At 72.8% G+C, this 18345-nt stretch carries 15 protein-coding genes and 3 pseudogenes; 9 read left to right on the top strand and 9 right to left on the bottom strand.

All coding sequences use genetic code 11. The features are described from left to right. The first annotated feature begins 17 nt into the window (after positions 1-17). Positions 18-2234 (top strand): thiamine pyrophosphate-dependent enzyme, encoded by a 2217-nt coding sequence (locus B1L11_RS28525; protein WP_143737615.1) that lies wholly within the window; start codon positions 18-20, stop codon positions 2232-2234. A 108-nt stretch (positions 2235-2342) separates the two neighbouring features. On the opposite strand, the gene B1L11_RS28530 is transcribed toward B1L11_RS28525, so the two are convergent. Continuing rightward, positions 2343-2933 carry a TetR/AcrR family transcriptional regulator gene (locus B1L11_RS28530; RefSeq protein WP_256862973.1) on the bottom strand — a complete coding sequence of 197 codons (591 nt, stop codon included), beginning with the start codon at positions 2931-2933 and terminating at the stop codon, positions 2343-2345. Between the two features lie 46 nt (positions 2934-2979). On the opposite strand from B1L11_RS28530, the gene B1L11_RS28535 reads away from it, so the two are divergent. The 5 genes from B1L11_RS28535 to B1L11_RS28555 all read left to right on the top strand — a co-directional run bounded on the left by B1L11_RS28535 (position 2980) and on the right by B1L11_RS28555 (position 9768). Further along, positions 2980-4554: a carboxyl transferase domain-containing protein gene (locus B1L11_RS28535; protein ID WP_079317922.1), complete on the top strand. Its 1575-nt coding sequence runs from the start codon at positions 2980-2982 to the stop codon at positions 4552-4554. 96 nt (positions 4555-4650) lie between these two features. Further along, the gene (locus tag B1L11_RS28540; RefSeq protein WP_079317952.1) at positions 4651-6612 is read left to right on the top strand and encodes a biotin carboxylase N-terminal domain-containing protein; all 1962 of its coding nucleotides are present in this window, start codon (positions 4651-4653) and stop codon (positions 6610-6612) included. After that, positions 6603-7496, top strand: coding sequence for a hydroxymethylglutaryl-CoA lyase (locus tag B1L11_RS28545; RefSeq protein WP_079317924.1), 894 nt, complete (start codon positions 6603-6605; stop codon positions 7494-7496). The genes B1L11_RS28540 and B1L11_RS28545 overlap by 10 nt, the downstream gene beginning before the upstream one ends. After that, a complete protein-coding gene (locus B1L11_RS28550; RefSeq protein WP_079317926.1) occupies positions 7497-8645 on the top strand; it encodes an acyl-CoA dehydrogenase family protein in 1149 nt (382 codons plus the stop codon). 550 nt (positions 8646-9195) lie between these two features. After that, a complete protein-coding gene (locus B1L11_RS28555) occupies positions 9196-9768 on the top strand; it encodes a histidine phosphatase family protein (protein WP_079317928.1) in 573 nt (190 codons plus the stop codon). 14 nt (positions 9769-9782) lie between these two features. Here B1L11_RS28555 and B1L11_RS28560 read toward each other — a convergent pair whose 3' ends face one another. The 6 genes and pseudogenes from B1L11_RS28560 to B1L11_RS52195 form a co-directional block, all read right to left on the bottom strand. Further along, positions 9783-10019 (bottom strand): hypothetical protein, encoded by a 237-nt coding sequence (locus B1L11_RS28560; RefSeq protein WP_079317930.1) that lies wholly within the window; start codon positions 10017-10019, stop codon positions 9783-9785. Next, positions 9974-11065 (bottom strand): molybdopterin-dependent oxidoreductase, encoded by a 1092-nt coding sequence (locus B1L11_RS28565; protein WP_079317932.1) that lies wholly within the window; start codon positions 11063-11065, stop codon positions 9974-9976. The genes B1L11_RS28560 and B1L11_RS28565 overlap by 46 nt, the downstream gene beginning before the upstream one ends. Before the next feature lie 48 nt (positions 11066-11113). After that, complete coding sequence (locus B1L11_RS52180) at positions 11114-11494, bottom strand: helix-turn-helix domain-containing protein (protein WP_256862976.1); 381 nt, start codon at positions 11492-11494, stop codon at positions 11114-11116. Between the two features lie 83 nt (positions 11495-11577). Continuing rightward, positions 11578-11784, bottom strand: a pseudogene (locus B1L11_RS52185) (response regulator); the annotation flags it as partial. After that, positions 11781-12806: a sensor histidine kinase gene (locus B1L11_RS52190; RefSeq protein WP_256862974.1), complete on the bottom strand. Its 1026-nt coding sequence runs from the start codon at positions 12804-12806 to the stop codon at positions 11781-11783. The pseudogene B1L11_RS52185 and the gene B1L11_RS52190, both read right to left, overlap by 4 nt. Before the next feature lie 5 nt (positions 12807-12811). Beyond that, positions 12812-13468 carry a hypothetical protein gene (locus B1L11_RS52195; RefSeq protein ID WP_256862975.1) on the bottom strand — a complete coding sequence of 219 codons (657 nt, stop codon included), beginning with the start codon at positions 13466-13468 and terminating at the stop codon, positions 12812-12814. Between the two features lie 171 nt (positions 13469-13639). On the opposite strand from B1L11_RS52195, the pseudogene B1L11_RS28580 reads away from it, so the two are divergent. Beyond that, positions 13640-14785, top strand: a pseudogene (locus B1L11_RS28580) (cation:dicarboxylate symporter family transporter); the annotation flags it as partial. 210 nt (positions 14786-14995) lie between these two features. Here B1L11_RS28580 and B1L11_RS28585 read toward each other — a convergent pair. Beyond that, entirely contained in the window at positions 14996-15361 is a 366-nt protein-coding gene (locus B1L11_RS28585) for a nuclear transport factor 2 family protein (RefSeq protein ID WP_079317934.1), read from the bottom strand. A 94-nt stretch (positions 15362-15455) separates the two neighbouring features. On the opposite strand from B1L11_RS28585, the gene B1L11_RS28590 reads away from it, so the two are divergent. Both B1L11_RS28590 and B1L11_RS28595 read left to right on the top strand, forming a co-directional pair. Continuing rightward, positions 15456-16340, top strand: coding sequence for a LysR family transcriptional regulator (locus tag B1L11_RS28590; protein ID WP_079317936.1), 885 nt, complete (start codon positions 15456-15458; stop codon positions 16338-16340). Positions 16341-16420: 80 nt separating this feature from the next. Next, positions 16421-16864 carry a GNAT family N-acetyltransferase gene (locus tag B1L11_RS28595; RefSeq protein ID WP_193203245.1) on the top strand — a complete coding sequence of 148 codons (444 nt, stop codon included), beginning with the start codon at positions 16421-16423 and terminating at the stop codon, positions 16862-16864. Positions 16865-16946: 82 nt separating this feature from the next. On the opposite strand, the pseudogene B1L11_RS47195 reads toward B1L11_RS28595, so the two are convergent. Then, positions 16947-18345 (bottom strand): annotated as a pseudogene (locus B1L11_RS47195) (hypothetical protein); the annotation flags it as partial.

An 18345-nucleotide genomic window follows, 5' to 3' on the forward strand; every position in this document is an offset into this window, starting at 1 on the left:
GCGACATAATCGGCCCTGTGGTGCGGGACGCTGTGGAGACGCATTTCGCCGAGGCCGTCGGGGCGCTGACCCCCGGACCCTCCCGGGATCCGGACCTGCCGGTGCGGCCGGGCACGGGCCTGACGGGGACGCGGTGCCGTGAACTGTTCGCCGTGCAACTCGGCAGCCGGCTCCTCGACGTCGCCGCCCGCGTCATGCGTGAGCGCGACGAAGGCTTCTACACGATCGGGTCGTCGGGGCACGAGGGCAACGCCGCCGTGGCCGCCGCGCTCCGCGTGGACGACCCCGCGCTCCTGCACTACCGGTCCGGCGCCTTCTACCTGACCCGTTCCGCTCAGGCGGGGCGGCTGGCCGAGGAGGGGCTGCGCGACGTGCTGCTGGGGATCGCGGCGTCGGCCGAGGAGCCGATCGCGGGCGGCCGGCACAAGGTGTTCGGTCACCCCCGCCTCGCGGTCATCCCGCAGACCTCCACGATCGCCAGCCACCTGCCGCGCGCCGTCGGCGTCGGCTTCGCGATCGAGCGGGCGCGCATGCTCGGGCTGCCCTCACCCTGGCCCGGGGACGCCGTCGCCGTCTGCAGCTTCGGCGACGCGTCGATGAACCACGCCTCCGCGCTGACCGGGCTGAACACCGCCGCGTACGGCCGCTTCCGCGGGCTGCAGATCCCGGTGCTGTTCGTGTGCGAGGACAACGGCCTCGGCATCAGCGTGAAGACGCCGCCGGAGTGGATCGCGCAGGCCAGGCACCCCCTGCTGGAGTACTTCCAGGCCGACGGCTGCGACCTGGCCGAGACCTACGACGCGGCGCTGCGCGCCGTCGAGCACGTGCGGGCCAACCGCGCCCCGGCGTTCCTGCACCTGCGCACCGTGCGGCTGATGGGCCATGCCGGCTCCGACGTGGAGGTCGGCTACCGCACCCGCCGGGAGATCGCCGCCGACCTGGACCGCGACCCCCTCGTCCGTACGGCGCGGCTGCTCGTGGAGGCGGGCCTGGCCGAGCCCGACGAGCTGCTCGCACGCTACGAGGCCGAGCGCGACCACGTGCTGAAGCTGGCGTCGGAGTGCGCGGCGGCGGCCCCGGCCTCGCGACGGCGGCGGAGGTGGATGGCCCCGCTCGCGCCGCGCCGTCCCGAGGCCGTGGCCGCCGAGGCCGTACGGTCCGCGCCCGCCGAGGCGCGCGAGCGCGCCTTCGCCACCCCGCCGGAGCAGGAGGGCAGGCTGACCGTCGCCCAGGCGGTCAACCGTGCGCTGGCCGACGCGATGGCGCTGGACTCCGGGGTCCTGGTGTTCGGCGAGGACGTGGCCCGCAAGGGCGGCGTGTACGGCGTGACGCGCGGGCTGCTGCGCAGGTTCGGGGCCGAGCGGGTCTTCGACATGCTGCTGGACGAGCAGGCCATCCTCGGCCTCGCCCTCGGGGCGGGGGTGTCGGGGCTGCTGCCGGTGCCGGAGATCCAATACCTCGCCTACCTGCACAACGCGCTTGATCAGATTCGCGGCGAGGCGTCGACCATGCAGTTCTTCTCGCAGGGCGCGTATCGCAATCCACTGGTCGTACGAGTCGCCTCATATGCCTATCAAAAGGGCTTTGGGGGACATTTCCATAATGACAACTCAATTGCCGCATTGCGCGATATTCCCGGCATGATCGTCGCGTCTCCGGCGCGGCCCGACGACGCCGCCGCGATGCTGCGCACCTGCCTGGCCGCCGCCCGCGCGGACGGCAGCGTCTGCGTGTTCCTCGAGCCCATCGCGCTGTACCACACGCGTGATCTCTTCGAGGAGGGCGACGGCGGCTGGCTCGCGCCGTACACGCCGCCGGCGCGTTGGGCCGAGACGCACGTCCCGGTCGGCCGCGCCCGCTCCTACGGCGACGGCCGCGACCTGACCATCGTCACGTACGGCAACGGCCTGCGGATGAGCCTGCGGGCGGCGGTCAGGCTCACGGCGGAGGACCTGGGCTGCCGGGTGCTCGACCTGCGGTGGCTGTCGCCGCTGCCGGTCGACGACCTCATGCGCGCCGCCGAACTGACCGGCCGCGTGCTGATCGCCGACGAGACCCGTCACAGCGGCGGCGTCTCCGAGAGCGTGATCGCGGCGCTCGTCGACAACGGCTTCCGTGGCCCGATCTCCCGGGTGACCTCACAGGACAGCTTCGTGCCGCTCGGCCCGGCCGCCGACACCGTCCTGCTGTCGGAGTCCGACATCGAACGCGCCGCCCGCAAACTGCTCGCCTAGACCGTGCGTCCACCCCTCGTGGCGCTCGCTCAGTCCGTCCCCAGGAGAGGTCGACTTCCGGGCCGGCGGCTCGACGGGTCATGACGCGAGCCCGGCGACGAGGGGGATTCAGAGCCGGGACAGCGCGGCGCGGGCCATGGTGCGGAGCAGATCGGCCATGGCCTCGGGGGCGAGCTCCCCGGCGCTGCGCGGGGTGGAGTTGAGCAGGCCGAAGACCGCGTGTGTGGCGGCGCGCAGCCGCGCGGGCGGGCACGCGGGGTGCAGTTCGGACAGCACGGTCACCCACTCCTCGACGTACAGCCGCTGCAGCCGCCGGATGGCCCGGCGGGCCTGCTCCGGCACGTTGTCCAGCTCGCGCTCGTGCACGCGGATGAGCGCGGGGTGGGTCAGCGCGAACTCGATGTGCCCGGACAGCAGCGCGTCGAGCGCGGCCTCCGCGGTGTCCGGGTCGGCGGTGGTGGCCAGCCGCGCCCCCTGCTCGTGCAGCCGCTCGCTGATGTCCAGCAGCATCTCGGTGAGCAGGGCCTCCTTGCCGTTGAAGTGCCGGTAGAGCGCCGGCCCCGACACGCCCACGGCCGTGCCGATGTCCTCGATGGACACGCCGTGGAAGCCGCGCGCCGCGAAGAGGTCCGCGGCCGCTTCGAGGATCTCGGCCCGCCGATTGCGGGTAGGGGTCTTCACGGTCCTCCCAGTCTGCACGGCACCATGGTAGACGGAGTCTGTTAATGATGATTAACATCCGAGCATGAGCACGAGTGACTGGCCGGTGCTGGAGAGCCGGTGCGACCCGGGCGGTGAGCCGTACAAGCGCAACGCGGAGGCGAACGAACGCCTGGTGGCGGACCTGCGGGAACGGCTCGCGGCGGCGGCGCGTGGCGGCCCCGAGCGGGCCAGGGCCAGGCACGTCCAGCGCGGCAAGCTGCTGCCCAGGGACCGCGTCGACACGCTCCTCGACCCCGGCGGGCGCTTCCTGGAGCTGTCCCCGCTCGCGGCCACCGGCATGTACGACGACCAGGCCCCGGCCGCCGGGATCATCACCGGCGTGGGACGGGTGGCCGGACGCGAGGTCGTGATCGTGGCCAACGACGCCACCGTCAAGGGCGGCACGTACTACCCGATCACGGTCAAGAAGCACCTGCGCGCCCAGGAGGTCGCCCTCCACAACAACCTGCCGTGCGTGTACCTGGTCGACTCGGGCGGCGCGTTCCTGCCCAAGCAGGACGAGGTCTTCCCCGACCGCGAGCACTTCGGGCGAATCTTCTACAACCAGGCCACCATGTCGGCGCGGGGCATCCCGCAGATCGCGGCCGTGCTCGGCTCCTGCACCGCGGGCGGGGCGTACGTCCCGGCGATGAGCGACGAGGCCGTTATCGTCCGCAACCAGGGCACGATCTTCCTGGGCGGGCCGCCGCTGGTGAAGGCCGCCACCGGCGAGACCGTCACCGCCGAGGAACTGGGCGGCGGCGACGTCCACGCCCGCGTCAGCGGCGTCACCGACCACCTCGCCGAGGACGACGCGCACGCCCTGAAGATCGTTCGGGACATCGTGTCGACGCTCGCCCCGAGAGGCCCCCGCCCCTGGGAGGTCGCCCCCGCCGAGCCGCCGCTGTGGGACCCGCGTGACCTGTACGGCATCGTCCCCCAGGACACCCGGCAGCCGTACGACGTGCGCGAGGTGATCGCCCGGGTGGTCGACGGCAGCCGGTTCCTGGAGTTCAAGGCCGAGTACGGCCCGACCCTGGTCACCGGGTTCGCCAGGATCCACGGGCACCCCGTGGGCATCGTGGCCAACAACGGCATCCTGTTCGGCGAGTCGGCGCTCAAGGGCGCGCACTTCATCGAACTGTGCGACCGGCGGTCGATCCCGCTGGTGTTCCTGCAGAACATCAGCGGCTTCATGGTCGGCAAGGCGTACGAGGCCGGGGGCATCGCCAAGCACGGCGCGAAGATGGTGACGGCGGTCGCCTGCGCCCGGGTGCCGAAGTTCACCGTGATCATCGGCGGCTCGTTCGGCGCGGGCAACTACGCCATGGCCGGCCGCGCCTACTCGCCCCGCTTCCTGTGGATGTGGCCGAACGCCCGCATCTCCGTCATGGGCGGCGAGCAGGCGGCAACCGTGCTCACCATGGTCGGCGACGCCGACGCCGACGAGATCCGGGCGCAGTACGAGCACCAGGGCAACCCCTACTACTCGACCGCCCGCCTGTGGGACGACGGGGTGATCGACCCGGTGGACACCAGGACCGTCCTCGGCCTGGCGCTCGGCGCCGCCGCGAACGCCCCCCTTGAACCTGTCGGCTACGGCGTCTTCCGGATGTGAGGCAGTGTTGATGACTCGTTCACCGGCTCCTCGTTCGCTTCGCGAGCGGCTCGTTCCTCACCGCTCACTCCGCTCACTGCGTCGGGTTCTCTCGTGATGTTCTCCAGTGTCCTGATCGCCAACCGGGGCGAGATCGCCGTCCGGATCATCCGTACGCTGCGCGCGATGGGGATCCGCGCGGTCGCCGTGTACAGCGACGCCGACCGCGACGCCCGCCACGTGCGCGAGGCCGACCTCGCCGTACGGCTCCCGCGCGGTTACCTCGACATCGACGCGATCGTCGAGGCCGCCCGGGCGAGCGGCGCCGAGGCGATCCACCCCGGGTACGGCTTCCTCTCCGAGAACGCCGAGTTCGCCCAGCGCTGCGCGGCCGACGGCCTGGTGTTCGTCGGCCCGCCGGCCGAGGCCATCGAGGCCATGGGCGACAAGATCCGGGCCAAGGAGACGGTCGCCCGGGCGGGTGTGCCGGTCGTGCCCGGCGGCGCGGAACCGCACGACGACCTGGCCGAGGTCGCCGAGCGCATCGGCTTCCCCGTGCTGATCAAGCCGTCCGCGGGCGGGGGCGGCAAGGGCATGCTGCGGGTCGAGTCCGCCAACGCCCTGGCCGCGGCCGTCGAGTCGGCCCGCCGTACGGCGACGGCCGCCTTCGGGGACGGCACCCTGCTGATCGAGCGGTTCGTGGACCGGCCCCGGCACATCGAGATCCAGATCATGGCCGACGGCCACGGGAACGTCGTCCACCTCGGCGAGCGTGAGTGCAGCCTGCAGCGGCGCCACCAGAAGATCGTCGAGGAGGCGCCCTCGCCGCTGCTCGACGACGAGACGCGGGCCCGCATGGGGGCGGCGGCGGTGCAGGCCGCCCGGTCGGTCGGTTATGTCGGCGCTGGGACGGTCGAGTTCATCGTCCCCGGCTCCAACCCCGGCGACTTCTTCTTCATGGAGATGAACACGCGGCTGCAGGTCGAGCATCCGGTCACCGAGATGGTCACGGGCCTCGACCTGGTCGAACTGCAACTGCGGATCGCGGCGGGGGAGCTGCTGCCGTTCGGGCAGGACGAGGTGCGCCTGCGCGGCCACGCCGTCGAGGCCCGCGTCTACGCCGAGGACCCGGCCCGCGACTTCCTGCCGACCGGCGGCCGGATCCTCGCCCTGCGCGAGCCCGCGGGCGAGGGCGTGCGGTTCGACTCCGGGCTGACCGGAGGGATGGCCGTGGGCAGCGACTACGACCCCATGCTGGCCAAGGCGGTGGCCTGGGCCCCCGACCGGGCGGGCGCGCTCGCGGCCCTCGACCGGGCGCTGGCCTCGACCGTGATCCTCGGGGTCACCACGAACATCGGGTTCCTGCGCGCGCTGCTGGCCGACCCCGAGGTCGCGGCCGGGCGGCTCGACACCGGGCTGGTGGAGCGGCGGCTCGGCGACCTGGTGACCGGCGGGGTGCCGGACGAGGTGCTGGCGGCGGCCGCGCTCGTCTTCCACGCGGGGTTCCACACCGGGTTCCACGTCTCCGGGCGTACGACGGACGACCCGTGGGACGTCGCGGACGGCTGGCGCGTCGGGGAGCCCGCCTGGACCGTGCACCGGCTCGGCGTGCCCGTACGGGTCCGGGGCGCCGCCGATGACGCGGAGATCGAAGTTAACGATCGTTCACTTGGCCGTGCGCGGCTGGAGTGGACCGGCACCGATGAGGCGGCGGTCACCCTCGGCGGCGTCACCCGGCGGTACGCGGTGGCCCGGAACCGCGACACGGTGTGGCTCGCCGAGGGTGGTCGCGCATGGCCCGTCACCCGGCACGATCCCGGCGACCCGAAGGACCGGCAGGGCGGGGCGCTCGCCGGCGACGGAGTCGTACGCAGCCCGATGCCGGGAACGGTGCTGCTCGTGAAGGCGGCGGAGGGCGACCGGGTCACCGCGGGGCAGCCGCTGGTCGTCGTGGAGGCGATGAAGATGGAACACACCCTGACGGCGCCGGCCGACGGCGTGCTCGCCGAGCTGCGGGCCCGGCCGGGGCAGACGGTGGAGCTGGACGCGGTCCTGGCGAGGGTGACGCCGTGCGAGTGACGATCTACGAGGTCGGCCCGCGCGACGGCCTGCAGAACGAGTCGGCCGTCGTGCCCGTCGAGGTCAAGCGCGAGTTCATCGGGCGGCTGGCCGAGGCCGGGCTGACGACCATCGAGGCGACGAGCTTCGTCCACCCCAAATGGGTGCCGCAGCTCGCGGACGCCGGGGAACTGCTGGAGAGCCTGCCCCGGGTGCCCGGGGTCCGCTACCCGGTGCTCGTCCCCAACGAGCGGGGCCTGGACCGCGCGCTGGAGCAGGGAGTGACCGACATCGCGATCTTCGGCAGCGCCACCGAGTCGTTCGCCCAGCGCAACCTGAACCGGACCGTCGAGTCGCAGTTCGAGATGTTCGCCCCCGTCGTCGAACGGGCCCTCGCCCACGGCATGCGGGTCAGGGCGTACGTGTCGATGTGCTTCGCCGACCCGTGGGAAGGACCGGTCGCACCCGAGCAGGTCGCCCGGGTCGGGCGCAGGCTGCTCGACCTCGGCTGCTACGAGCTGTCGCTCGGCGACACGATCGGCGTCGGCACGCCCCGGCACGTCGAGGCGCTGCTCGACGCCTTCGCCGCGGCCGGCGTCGGGCCCGACCGGCTGGCCGTCCACTTCCACGACACGTACGGACAGGCCCTCGCCAACACGCTCACCGCGATCAAGCGGGGGATCACGGTCGTGGACTCCTCCGCCGGCGGCATCGGCGGCTGTCCGTACGCCAAGAGCGCCACCGGCAACCTCGCAACCGAGGACCTGCTCTGGATGCTCGACGGTCTCGGCGTCGAGACCGGGGTGGACGTCAGGTCGCTGGCCGCCACCAGCCTCTGGCTCGCCGAAATCCTGGGGCGGCCGAGCCCCTCCCGCGTCGTCCAGGCTCTCGCCAAGGAGATCTAGATGCTCAACGACGAGCACGTCGAACTGCGCAAGTCGGTCGAGGAGTTCGCCCGCGAGGTGGTGGCCCCCGTCATCGGGGACTACTACGAGCGGTGCGAGTTCCCGTACGACATCGTCCGGAAGATGGGCGCGATGGGCCTGTTCGGCCTGCCCGTCCCTGAGGAGTACGGCGGCATGGGCGGCGACTACTTCGCGCTGTGCCTGGCCCTGGAGGAGCTGGCCAGGGTCGACTCCTCGGTGGCGATCACCCTGGAGGCGGCGGTCTCGCTGGGCGAGATGCCGATCCTGCGGTTCGGCACGGACGCCCAGAAGCAGCGGTGGCTGCCGAAGATGGCGGCGGGGGAGGTCCTCGGGGCGTTCGGGCTGACCGAGCCCGGCGGCGGGTCGGACGTGCCGGGCGGCATGCGCACCACGGCCGTCCTCGACGGCGGCGAATGGGTGATCAACGGCTCGAAGGCGTTCATCACCAACTCGGGCACCGACATCACCGGCGTCGTCGCGGTGGCGGCGATCACCGGCCGAAGGGAGGAGGGCAGGCCGGAGATCTCCACGATCCTCGTGCCGTCGGGCACGCCTGGCTTCACGGTGTCGAAGAAGTACTCCAAGGTCGGCTGGTCGGCCTCCGACACCCGGGAGCTGTCGTTCGCGGACTGCCGCGTCCCCGAGGAGAACCTGCTGGGCGAGCGCGGCCGGGGCTACGCGCAGTTCCTCCAGACACTGGACGAGGGCCGGGTGGCCATCGCCGCGCTGTCGGTGGGCCTCGCCCAGGGCTGCGTGGACGAGTCGCTGCGGTACGTGCGGGAGCGCCGGGCCTTCGGTCAGGAGATCGGCCGCTACCAGGCCATGCAGTTCAAGATCGCCGACATGGAGGCCAGGGTGCACACGGCCCGGCTGGCCTACTACCACGCCGCCGAGCGGATGCTGGCCGGTCTGCCGTTCAAGAAGGAGGCGGCGATCGCCAAGCTCGTGTCGTCCAACGCCGCGATGGACAACGCCCGCGACGCCACGCAGATCTTCGGCGGCTACGGCTTCATGAACGAGTTCCCCGTCGGCCGCTTCTACCGGGACGCGAAGATCCTGGAGATCGGCGAGGGCACCAGCGAGGTGCAGCGCATGCTCATCGCCCGCGAACTCGGCCTGCCCGCCTGAGCCGGTTCCGTCTGGCCCGGATCGCTCGCCCTCGGCCGTGTGCCCGTTGTAAACTGACTTCGATTCCTCCCCGTCGTCCCAAGGGACTGGCGGGGATTTTTCTGTGCGGTGTAGCGAAACCTGGTATCAGAGAGTAGTGACCCCCGCACGCCTCGTACTTTTCCTGGACTACCAGAACGTTCATGGCTCGGCCTTGCGTGCCTTCTGGCCTCGTGGCACACACCCGGCAGAAGGCCACGTCGATCCTCACCGCCTCGGCACTCTCATCGCGAGCCTACGCACCGCGAACGGCTGGGCAGGCCCAGTCCAGATCGGCAACCGGCAGCCACCGCCGCCAACGACCGCCAGACATCCGCTTGGCACGTCGCGCCCCTGGTGCCATTGGCTGAGTGAGGAGGACTACCAGGCCGTCCTCGATTCCACCGACTATGGCCGGTCGCGAAGCTGAAGGCTCTGGTTCGGGCGCCTGAGGTTCAGCGGGTGGCGAAATGCCGGAGACCGGTCCGAGACGTCGAGCACCGTGGGTGCCGGCAAGGAACGGAGGGCTGGCATGGCGGTCGAGATCGTGTACGAGACGCATTCGATCACGGAGGACAACGAGAGAGGCGTCGCCACAGGATGGCTGCCGGGCAGGCTCTCCGAAGCAGGGCGGCGGCTCGCGGCCGAGCTCGGCGAGCGGCGCAGGAACACGGGTCTCGCGGCCGTGTTCGTCTCCGACCTGCACCGCGCGGTGGAGACGGCCCGGATCGCGTTCGAGGGCACGCCGATCCCCATTCGGCAGGATCCACGGCTGCGCGAATGCGACTACGGCCCGCTCAACGGCGGCCCGGTCTCGCTGGTCGCCGCCCGGCGGGCCGCGCACATCGACGTGCCCTTCCCCGGGGGCCAGAGCTACCGCCAGGTGGTCGAGGCCACGGAGAGCTTCCTGCGTGATCTGGCCGCCGACTGGGACGGCGCCCGTGTGCTCGTCGTCGCCCACTCGGCCAACAGGTGGGCGCTGGACTGCCTGCTGACCGGCGCACGCCTGGAAGACCTGGTGGACGCCCCCTTCGCCTGGCAGCCGGGCTGGCACTACGTGCTCCCGGACGGATGGACAGGGCGAGCCTCGCCGCCGCAACCGTAGGGGCTCTCCGACGGCTAGGGCATGGTCCGGGGCGGGAGGACGGTGAGGTACAGCGGGGCGTGGCCGTCGTAGCCGAGCCCGTGCTGGTTCCACGGGACGTCGGCGGGCCGGGGCTGGACGTTGCCCGCCGTGTCGCGGGCCCGTGACATCACGCGGTATCGCCCCGGCCGCGCCCCTCGCCACGGCACCTCGAACCGCACCCAGATCAGCGGCTCGGGCGGGGTGAGGAGCGTCGCACCGCGCCAGGGCATCTCCGGCATCCAGCGCCCGGGGGCGAACAGCCGCTCGATCGCGACGTCGACGCGGTCGATCGTCCCGGCGCCGGACCAGGCCCGGCCGTGCAGCGTGTGGTCGCCCGGCGGGAGCGTGACGCCGTCGTCGAGTTCGAGGGCGCTGCGGACCGGCCGACGGTCGGCCGGACGGGGGTGGGATAGGACGGGCCGATGAGCACCTGGTTACGCTGTGGGCCCTGCGGAGGCAGGCGCCGTACGGACGCTTCGATCGTGCCGAGCCACTTCACCGCCGTGTTGGCGCCCCACCCGGACATGAGGGCGCGCAGCGGGTAGCCGTGGTCGGCGGGCAGGTCGGCCCCGTTCATGTGGTGCACCAGCAGGCTGTCGTCCCGCAGGGCCTTGCCGGCGGGGACGACCTCCGAGTAGTGCACGGTCCCCTCCGGGGTGGCGATCTCGTCCAGGCCGGTGAACCGCACGTCCACGGCGTGGCCGAGTCCGGCCGCCGCGAGCACGTCCCCGACCCGTACGCCGGTCCACTCGGCGGCGCCGACCGCGCCGAAGTGCCATTGGGTGTAACCGGTGGGTAGCCATCGGCCGTCGCCCGACGGCGGGAGCTCCGGGAAGAAGGCCGAGCAGTTCGCGCCGCAGTCGAGGGTGCGGCGCAGGGTGACCTGAGGCAGCGCGAGCAGGTCCGCGTACGAGAACGACCTGGGACGCGAGACCGCGTCGCCGGTGATCCTCAGTCGCCACGACGAACGGTCGATGTGCGGCGGGCGGGCCCGGTTGTGGATGTAGAACCGGTCGTTGGGGATCAGGTCCCCATATCCGCCGACCGGACCCCACTTCATCTCCTCCGAGCCGTTACCCCGATGGGAGAAGTAACGGGACGGGGTCTCCTGCACGACGAAGTCCTGCCGGGCGGTTCCGGGGGCGGCCTGCCGCGGTGGCGCCTGCCGTACGGCGGCGAGGGTCAGCGGTCCCGCGGCCGAGTAGGCGAGGAACCGGCGGCGGGAGCATCCCGTCTCTCCGCTCCCGGTGCGGTCGTGTCGACGACGATCTTCCATGGCCCTCACCTCGACGTATACCTGCCCATTTCGGGGCAAGTGCCTCGGTCAGGCGATGGTGTAGCGGAGTTCCGGGCGGCCGGGGCCGCCGTACCGCGGGACCCGGCGCGCGACGCCGGTGTCGACGAGGTGTTCCAGGTAGCGCCGGGCCGTCACCCGGGACACGCCCACGGCCGCGCCCACGGCCTGGGCCGACATGCCGTCGGCGGCGTCCCGCAGCGCGCCCGCCACCGCCTCCAGGGTGTCGGCCGTCATCCCCTTGGGCAGATGGGGGCGGGCGGTCCCGCGCAGGGTGGACAGCGCCCGGTCCACCTCGCCCTGGCCGCTGACCTCGCCCGGTCCGCTGATCGACGAGCGGAACGCCGCGTATCGTTCGAGCTTCTCCTGCAGCAGGGCGAAGGTGAACGGCTTGAGCAGATACTGCACCACCCCGGCGGAGACGGCGACCTGACCACCGACAGGTCCCGCGCGGAGGTGACGGCGATGACGTCACAGGGGAGGCCCGCGGCCCGCATGGCCCGGCAGACGTCCAGCCCGTGCATGTCCGGCAGGTAGAGGTCGAGAAGCACGAGATCCACCGGTTCGCGGCGCAGCGCGCGGACGGCGTCGCCGCCGGACCGGGCCACGCCGGCGACCCGGAAGCCCGGCACCCGCTCGACGTACAGGCGGTTCGCCTCGGCCGTGAGCTCCTCGTCCTCCACGATCAGGACCGAGATCACGGCCGCACCTCCTCGCGCGCCGGGTCGCGTGTCACGCCGTCGTGGGCCGGCCGGGGCGGCAGCGGGAGCCGTACGGTGAAGACCGCACCCTGGCCACCGGCGCCCTGGCCACCGGCACCCTGAGCACCGGTGCCCACCTCGATGCCGCCGCCCAGGCGCCGGGCCGCCTGCCCCGCCATCGCCAGGCCGAGCCCCCGGCCGTCGCCCTTCGTGGACCAGCCGCGCCGGAACACGTCCCGTACGACGCCGGGGTCGAGCCCGGGACCGCTGTCGGCGACCCGGATCAGGAACGTGCCGTCCTCGGCGCGCAGGTGGACGCGGACCCGGGCGGGCGGCGTGCCCTGGACGGCGGCGTCGATCGCGTTGTCGATCAGGTTGCCGACGATGGTCACGAGGTCGCGGGCGTCGAGGGCGACGTCGTCGAGCTCGCTGTCGGGACTGATCACCAGGTCGACCCCGCGCTCGGCGGCCGCCGCGCTCTTGCCGAGCAGCAGCGCCGCGAGGACGGGTTCGCGGACCGCGCCCACGACGCGGTCGGTGAGCCGCTGGGCCGCCCGCAGCTCCGCGGTGGCGAACTCCACCGCCTGGTCGGCTCGGCCCAGCTCCACGAGCGCGACGACCGTGTGCAGCCGGTTGGCCGCCTCGTGGGCGGCCGAGCGGAGCGACTCGGCGAAGCCACGTTCGGCGTCGAGCTGCCCGGTGAGGGCCTGCAGCTCGGTGTGGTCGCGGAGCGTGACCACCGTGCCGAGCGAGCGCGCGCCGGAACGGACCACGGCGGCGCTCGCCACCAGCACGCGCTCCCCGGTCAGGTGGATCTCGTCGGATCGGCTCTCCCCGGAGCCGAGCATCGCGGCCAGCGAGGAAGACAGGCCCAGGTCGCCCACGTGCCGGCCCTCCGCGTCGCCGGGCAGGCCGAGCAGCTCGCGGGCGCCGTCGTTGGCGAGGGTCAGCCGGCCGTCCCGGTCGACGAGCAGCAGCCCCTCGCGCACCGCGTGCAGGATCGCGTTGTGGTACTCGTACATGCGGCTCAGCTCCGCCGGGCCCAGCCCGTGCGTCTGGCGGCGCAGGCGGCGCCCACCAGGTAGGCGCCCGCGATGCCCGCCGCCAGGCCGAGCAGGCCGGTGAGGAGGGCCGCGCCGATCTGCTCGCGCACCTCGGCACTGATCTTCGCCACCGTGATGCCGGCGCTGACCAGTGCCCGCACCCGGCCGGTGGCGTCCCGCACGGGGGTGACGGCCCGTACGGACGGCCCGAGGGTGCCGGTGTAGGTCTCGGTGAACGTGTGCCCGGCCAGCGCGGGCGCCGTGGTCCCGAGGAAGCGCCCGCCGATCTGCCGGGGGTTGGGATGGGTGTACCTGCGGCCGTCCCTGCTCATGATCGTGATGAAGTCGAGCCCGGCCTCCGCGCGCACCCGCTCCGCGTACGGCTGGAGCACGGCCGAGGGATCGGGGTCGTCCAGCGCGTCGAGCACGGTGGGCGCGTCGGCCACGCTGATCGCCACCGCCCTGGTCGTCCTCGCGGCCTCGTCGCCGAGAAGCTCGCGCGTACGCAGGAAGCCGAGCAGGGTGGCGCCGGCCACCGTGATCCCGACGACCAGGATCTGCAGCACGAGCACCTGCCGGGCCAGGCTCCAGCGTCCGAGCCTGGCGGTCATCGTCGTCACGGCCTCAGCGTCCTCGCTCACGTGCTGGGTCTGCGCGGATTCACGGCGCGCGCCGGTGAAAACCGCCGTGAACGAAATGTACGCAATAGTGACCCAGGTCACTACCGCGGCGCATAGTCACCGACCAGATCGCATCTTCGCCCGCGCCGTCGCGGGCCGCATGAGGACGAGGAGGGTCGTGTGACGACCACGATGAACCGGGCGCCCCGGGACCGGACCCATTACCTGTACCTGGCGGTGATCGCCGCGGTCCTCCTCGGCATCGCCGTCGGGCTGGCGGCGCCGGACGCCGGGGTCGCGCTGAAGCCGCTGGGCACGGCCTTCGTCGCCCTGATCAAGATGATGATCAGCCCGATCATCTTCTGCACGATCGTGCTCGGCGTCGGATCGGTTGCCCAGGCCGCCAAGGTCGGCAAGGTGGGCGGGCTGGCCATCGGCTACTTCCTGGTCATGTCCACGGTGGCGCTGGCCATCGGCCTGCTCGTGGGCAACGTCCTGCACCCCGGCGAGGGGCTCCAGCTGACCGACGAGCTGCGCAAGGCCGCCGAGGAGCAGGCGGCCAAGGGCGGTGAGAGCGACACGACGTCGTTCCTGCTCGGCATCATCCCGGCGACCTTCGTCTCGGCGTTCACCGAGGGCCAGGTGCTGCAGACCCTGCTGGTCGCGCTGCTGACCGGCTTCGCGCTGCAGGCGATGGGGGAGCGTGCCGCGCCCATCCTGCGGGGGATCGGCCACCTGCAGCGGCTCGTCTTCCGCGTCCTGGCGATGATCATGTGGGCGGCCCCGGTCGGCGCGTTCGGCGCCATGGCCGCCGTGGTCGGCGCGGGCGGTTTCGACGCGCTGCGCAGCCTGGCCGTGCTGATGGGCGGCTTCTATCTGACGTGCCTGCTGTTCGTGGGGGTCGTGCTCGGCGCGGTGCTGTGGCTCGGCGCGCGGATCAACCTGCTGTCCCTGCTGCGCTACCTCGGCCGGGAGTTCCTGCTCATCCTGTCCACGTCCTCATCGGAGTCGGCGCTGCCGCGCCTGATCGCCAAGATGGAGCACCTGGGGGTGAGCCGCACCGTCGCCGGCATCACGGTCCCGACCGGCTACTCGTTCAACCTCGACGGCACCGCCATCTACCTGACCATGGCGACGCTGTTCGTGGCCCGTGCGACCGGTTTCCCGCTCTCCGCCGGGGAGCAGATCGGCCTGCTGGTCTTCATGATCATCGCGTCCAAGGGGGCGGCGGGCGTCACCGGCGCGGGCCTCGCCACGCTGGCGGCGGGCCTGCAGTCGCACCGGCCGGCCCTCGTGGACGGCGTCGGCCTGATCGTGGGCATCGACCGGTTCATGTCGGAGGCCCGGGCGCTGACCAACTTCGCGGGGAACGCGGTCGCCACCGTCCTGATCGGCACGTGGGTGGGCGACTTCGACCGCTCGCGGGCGGAGGAGGTGCTGGCCGGCCGGGCCCCCTTCGACGAGGCGACGTTCGTGGACGACGAGGCCGCCGCCCCGGCCCCCGAGGCGGGCCGCGCCCCCGCCCCGGCCGGTTCACCCGTAACCGGATCAGCGGGCGGGCGGCACGAACTCCGGTTGGTCGAGCACCCGCAGCCAGCTTCCGTCGGGCTGGCGCCGTACTACCTGGGCCCGGGCCCCTGCGCCGTCCTTCGGCGGGGTAGAGGTCAGCGCGATGTCGCCGCTGACCAGGGTCGGCAGCGGCTCCTCGGGCTCGAAACGGGGGCGGTTCGCCAGCACCTTCTCCCAGAGGGCGCGGATCGCCTCCCGGCCGACCGTCACGCCGCCCGGCGGGTAGGCCAGCACGGCGTTCTCCTCGTACAGGGCCGCCACACCCTCGGCGTCCCCGGCGTTGGACCGCTCGACGAACAGGCGGGTGATGTCCTCCGGCCGCATGGCCTTCTCGTACTCCGGCATTGGTTCCTCCCGATCTCTCGTACGGCCTCCAGCCTGCCGAGCCGCCTGCCAGAAGTCCAACAGATGAATCGGATGGAAACTAGAATCAGTGGTTATGGAACTGCGCCAGCTGGAGTATTTCGTCGCGGTCGCCGAGGAGCGCAACTTCACCCGGGCCGCCGAGCGGGTGCACATCAGCCAGTCGGGCGTCAGCGCCCAGATCCGGCAGCTCGAACGCGAACTCGGCGCCGAGCTGTTCGACCGGTCCGCGCGGAGCGTCACGCTGACCGTCGCGGGGAAGGCCGCGCTCGACCACGCTCGCGCCGCGCTCGCCGCGGCCGGGGCGCTGGGACAGGCGGTGGGCGAGGTGACCGGCCTCATCCGGGGCCGGCTCACCGTCGGGATGGTCGTCGGCTGCACCGTCACGCCGCTGTTCGACGCCCTCGCCGCGTTCCACCGGGCCCACCCGGGGGTCGAGATCTCCCTGCTGGAGGACGGCTCCGACCGGCTCGTCGAAGGGGTGCGCTCCGGCGCCCTCGACCTGGCCCTCGCCGGGCTCGCCGCCGCCCCGGACGGCCTGGAGACGCTGACCGTCATCAGCGAGCGGCTCGTCGCCGCCGTCCCGCCCGGCCACCCCCTCGCGGGCCGGGACGGGGTCACCCTGCGCGACCTCGGCTCGCACCCGATCGTCTGCATGCCGTACGGCACCGGCCTGCGCACGGTGTTCGACCGGGCCTGCGCGGCCCGGGGCCTCCAGCCGGTGATCGCGCTGCAGGCCGGTGCGGCCGACGCCGTCGCCGGCCTCGCGGTCCGCGGACTCGGCGTCGCCGTACTCAGCGAGTCGATGGCCGCGGCTCACCGCGACCGGCTCACCGCGCTCACCATCGAGGACGTCGAGACGCCCGCGTTGCTCGCGCTGGCGTGGCGCGGCGGGCAGGGCCCCGCCGTACGCGAGTTCGTACGGCACGCCCGGCGGTCCTTCGCGGTCAGCGCCGTCTGAGGAGCCGTCCCGCCTGCGCCGGTCTCGCGGGGTGGGTTTGGATTGGACGTATGTGCCCAGGTACTCCTAGAGTCCCTTTCATGACGTCTGGTGATCTCCAGCTCCGGAGGGCCGAGAAGACCGACGCGGACGAGATCTTCGCACTCGCCCGCGAGTTCGCGCTGACGTTCCGGCCCGAGCGTGCGCCGTTCGACGCGGCGCTGCCGCAACTCCTGGAGAACGAGGACGCCTTCCTCATCGTCGCCACGGTCGAGGGGACCGTACGCGGCTACCTGCTGGGCTTCACCCACCTCACGCTGTTCGCCAACGGCAGGGTCGCGTGGGTTGAGGAGGCGATGATCGAGAGCGGCTACCGCCGCCACGGCATCGGGCGGCGGCTGCTGGAGGAGTTCGAGACGTGGGCGCGCTCACGGCAGGCCGGATACGTCGCGCTGGCCACCCGGCGGGCCGCCGAGTTCTACGGCGCCCTCGGCTACGAGGTGTCGGCCACCTACTACCGCAAGATGCTCCGACCGAAGATGTGAGCCCGGTATCCGCAAGCAAGCCTGACCTGGCCTGCCGGAAGCGACCCCGCGCGTCGCACCGTACACGCGGGGCCGGGGACGATCAGACCGAAGACGTGAGCTGGGCGTCCAGGCGGTAGCCGTCCACGGTCACGTAGACCGAGTCGCCTGGCCGGGCGTTCAGCCGCATCAGGACCGGCTGGAGCGAGTCGAACACCGGCTGCCGGTCGCGCCACACCAGCACGACGGCGTTGTCTCCCGGGCCGGTGACCGACAGCAGCGTCCCCGGGCGCATGCCGAGCTGGGCGGCGTACCCCTCGGGGACCGCCACCGGCTCACCGCGCAGGTGGCCGCTGGTGACGTCGATCCGCTGCCAGCGGCGCGGGTCGGAGGCCGGGCTGGAGGTCGGGCGGGGGTTCGGCACCAGATGCGGCCGGGGCACGCCCCCCGCCAGGTTCCCGTTCGGGTTCCCGTTCAGGTTGCCGTTCGTGAGCGCGTTGAGCGCGGCGAGCGCGGTGGCGGCGTCGGGCCCGTTGTTGGCCTGCGACGGGATCGGGACTCCGCCGCGACCATGGTGGTGCCCGTTCGCGCCGGGCGTACGGCGGGGCAGCGGCGCCGACTTCGCCGTCTGGCCGGGGCCGTGCCGGGTGGGCAGGGGGCCGGGCTCGGACGGGGAACCCGCCTGCGGCATCGAGTCCAGCCACGCCTTGGCGGAGTGGGCGCGGATGCCGAGCTGGCCGAGCAGCTCCACGACGTCGGCGTCCGCGGGCTTGCTCGCCAGCAACTGGCGGGTCTTCTCCCGCAGCCCCGCCAGGTCGCCGACCACGAGCCAGCCGTCCTGCAGGCGGCGGTCGGGCATCAGCGTGACCAGCACCCGCCACAGCGGCGTGCCGAGGGCCGGGACCTCGATGGGATGGGACGGGTCCGCTGCGATGAGCTGCTCCTGGGTGGCCGCGGCGCCCAGCCACTCGGTGAGCCCGAACAGATGGCCGGTGAGCGGCGCGGAGTCGGGGGAGCGCAGCCACAGCAGCACCCGCTCCTCGGCCGCGCGCTGGGCCTGGGAGAGCAGTTCGCGGTCCACGTTGAGGTTGTGCGCCAGCGTGCGCAGGCTCACCGGCTCGGCGGCGAACAGCCGCTCGGCCGCGACGGCCCTGGCGAGCGGGTCCCAGCCGCGGAACAGGCCTTCGACGACCGCGACCATCGGGTGCGCGCTGAGGTCGGCCGGCTGCCGCTCCCGCGCCGCCTCGGCCGCGGGCTGCTGGACGGGGGCGGCCGCGGGCTGCGGGATCGAGGCCCCCGGCTGCCGGGCGAAGGGCTGCGTGGCGGGCTTGGGCGGCTCCGCGACCGGCGCCTGCGACGCGGGCGACGGGGGCCGGCGACGGCGCGCCCTGCCCGGGCCGTACGGGCGCCTGCCCCTGCTGAGCGGGCGTGACGATGCTGCGCCCGGGCGGCTACACGAGCTGGTTCTTCGACGGCGCGGCGCCGTCCGAGGACGAGTGGGC

Source organism: Microbispora sp. GKU 823 (assembly GCF_002027145.1).
Classification (GTDB): domain Bacteria; phylum Actinomycetota; class Actinomycetes; order Streptosporangiales; family Streptosporangiaceae; genus Microbispora; species Microbispora siamensis.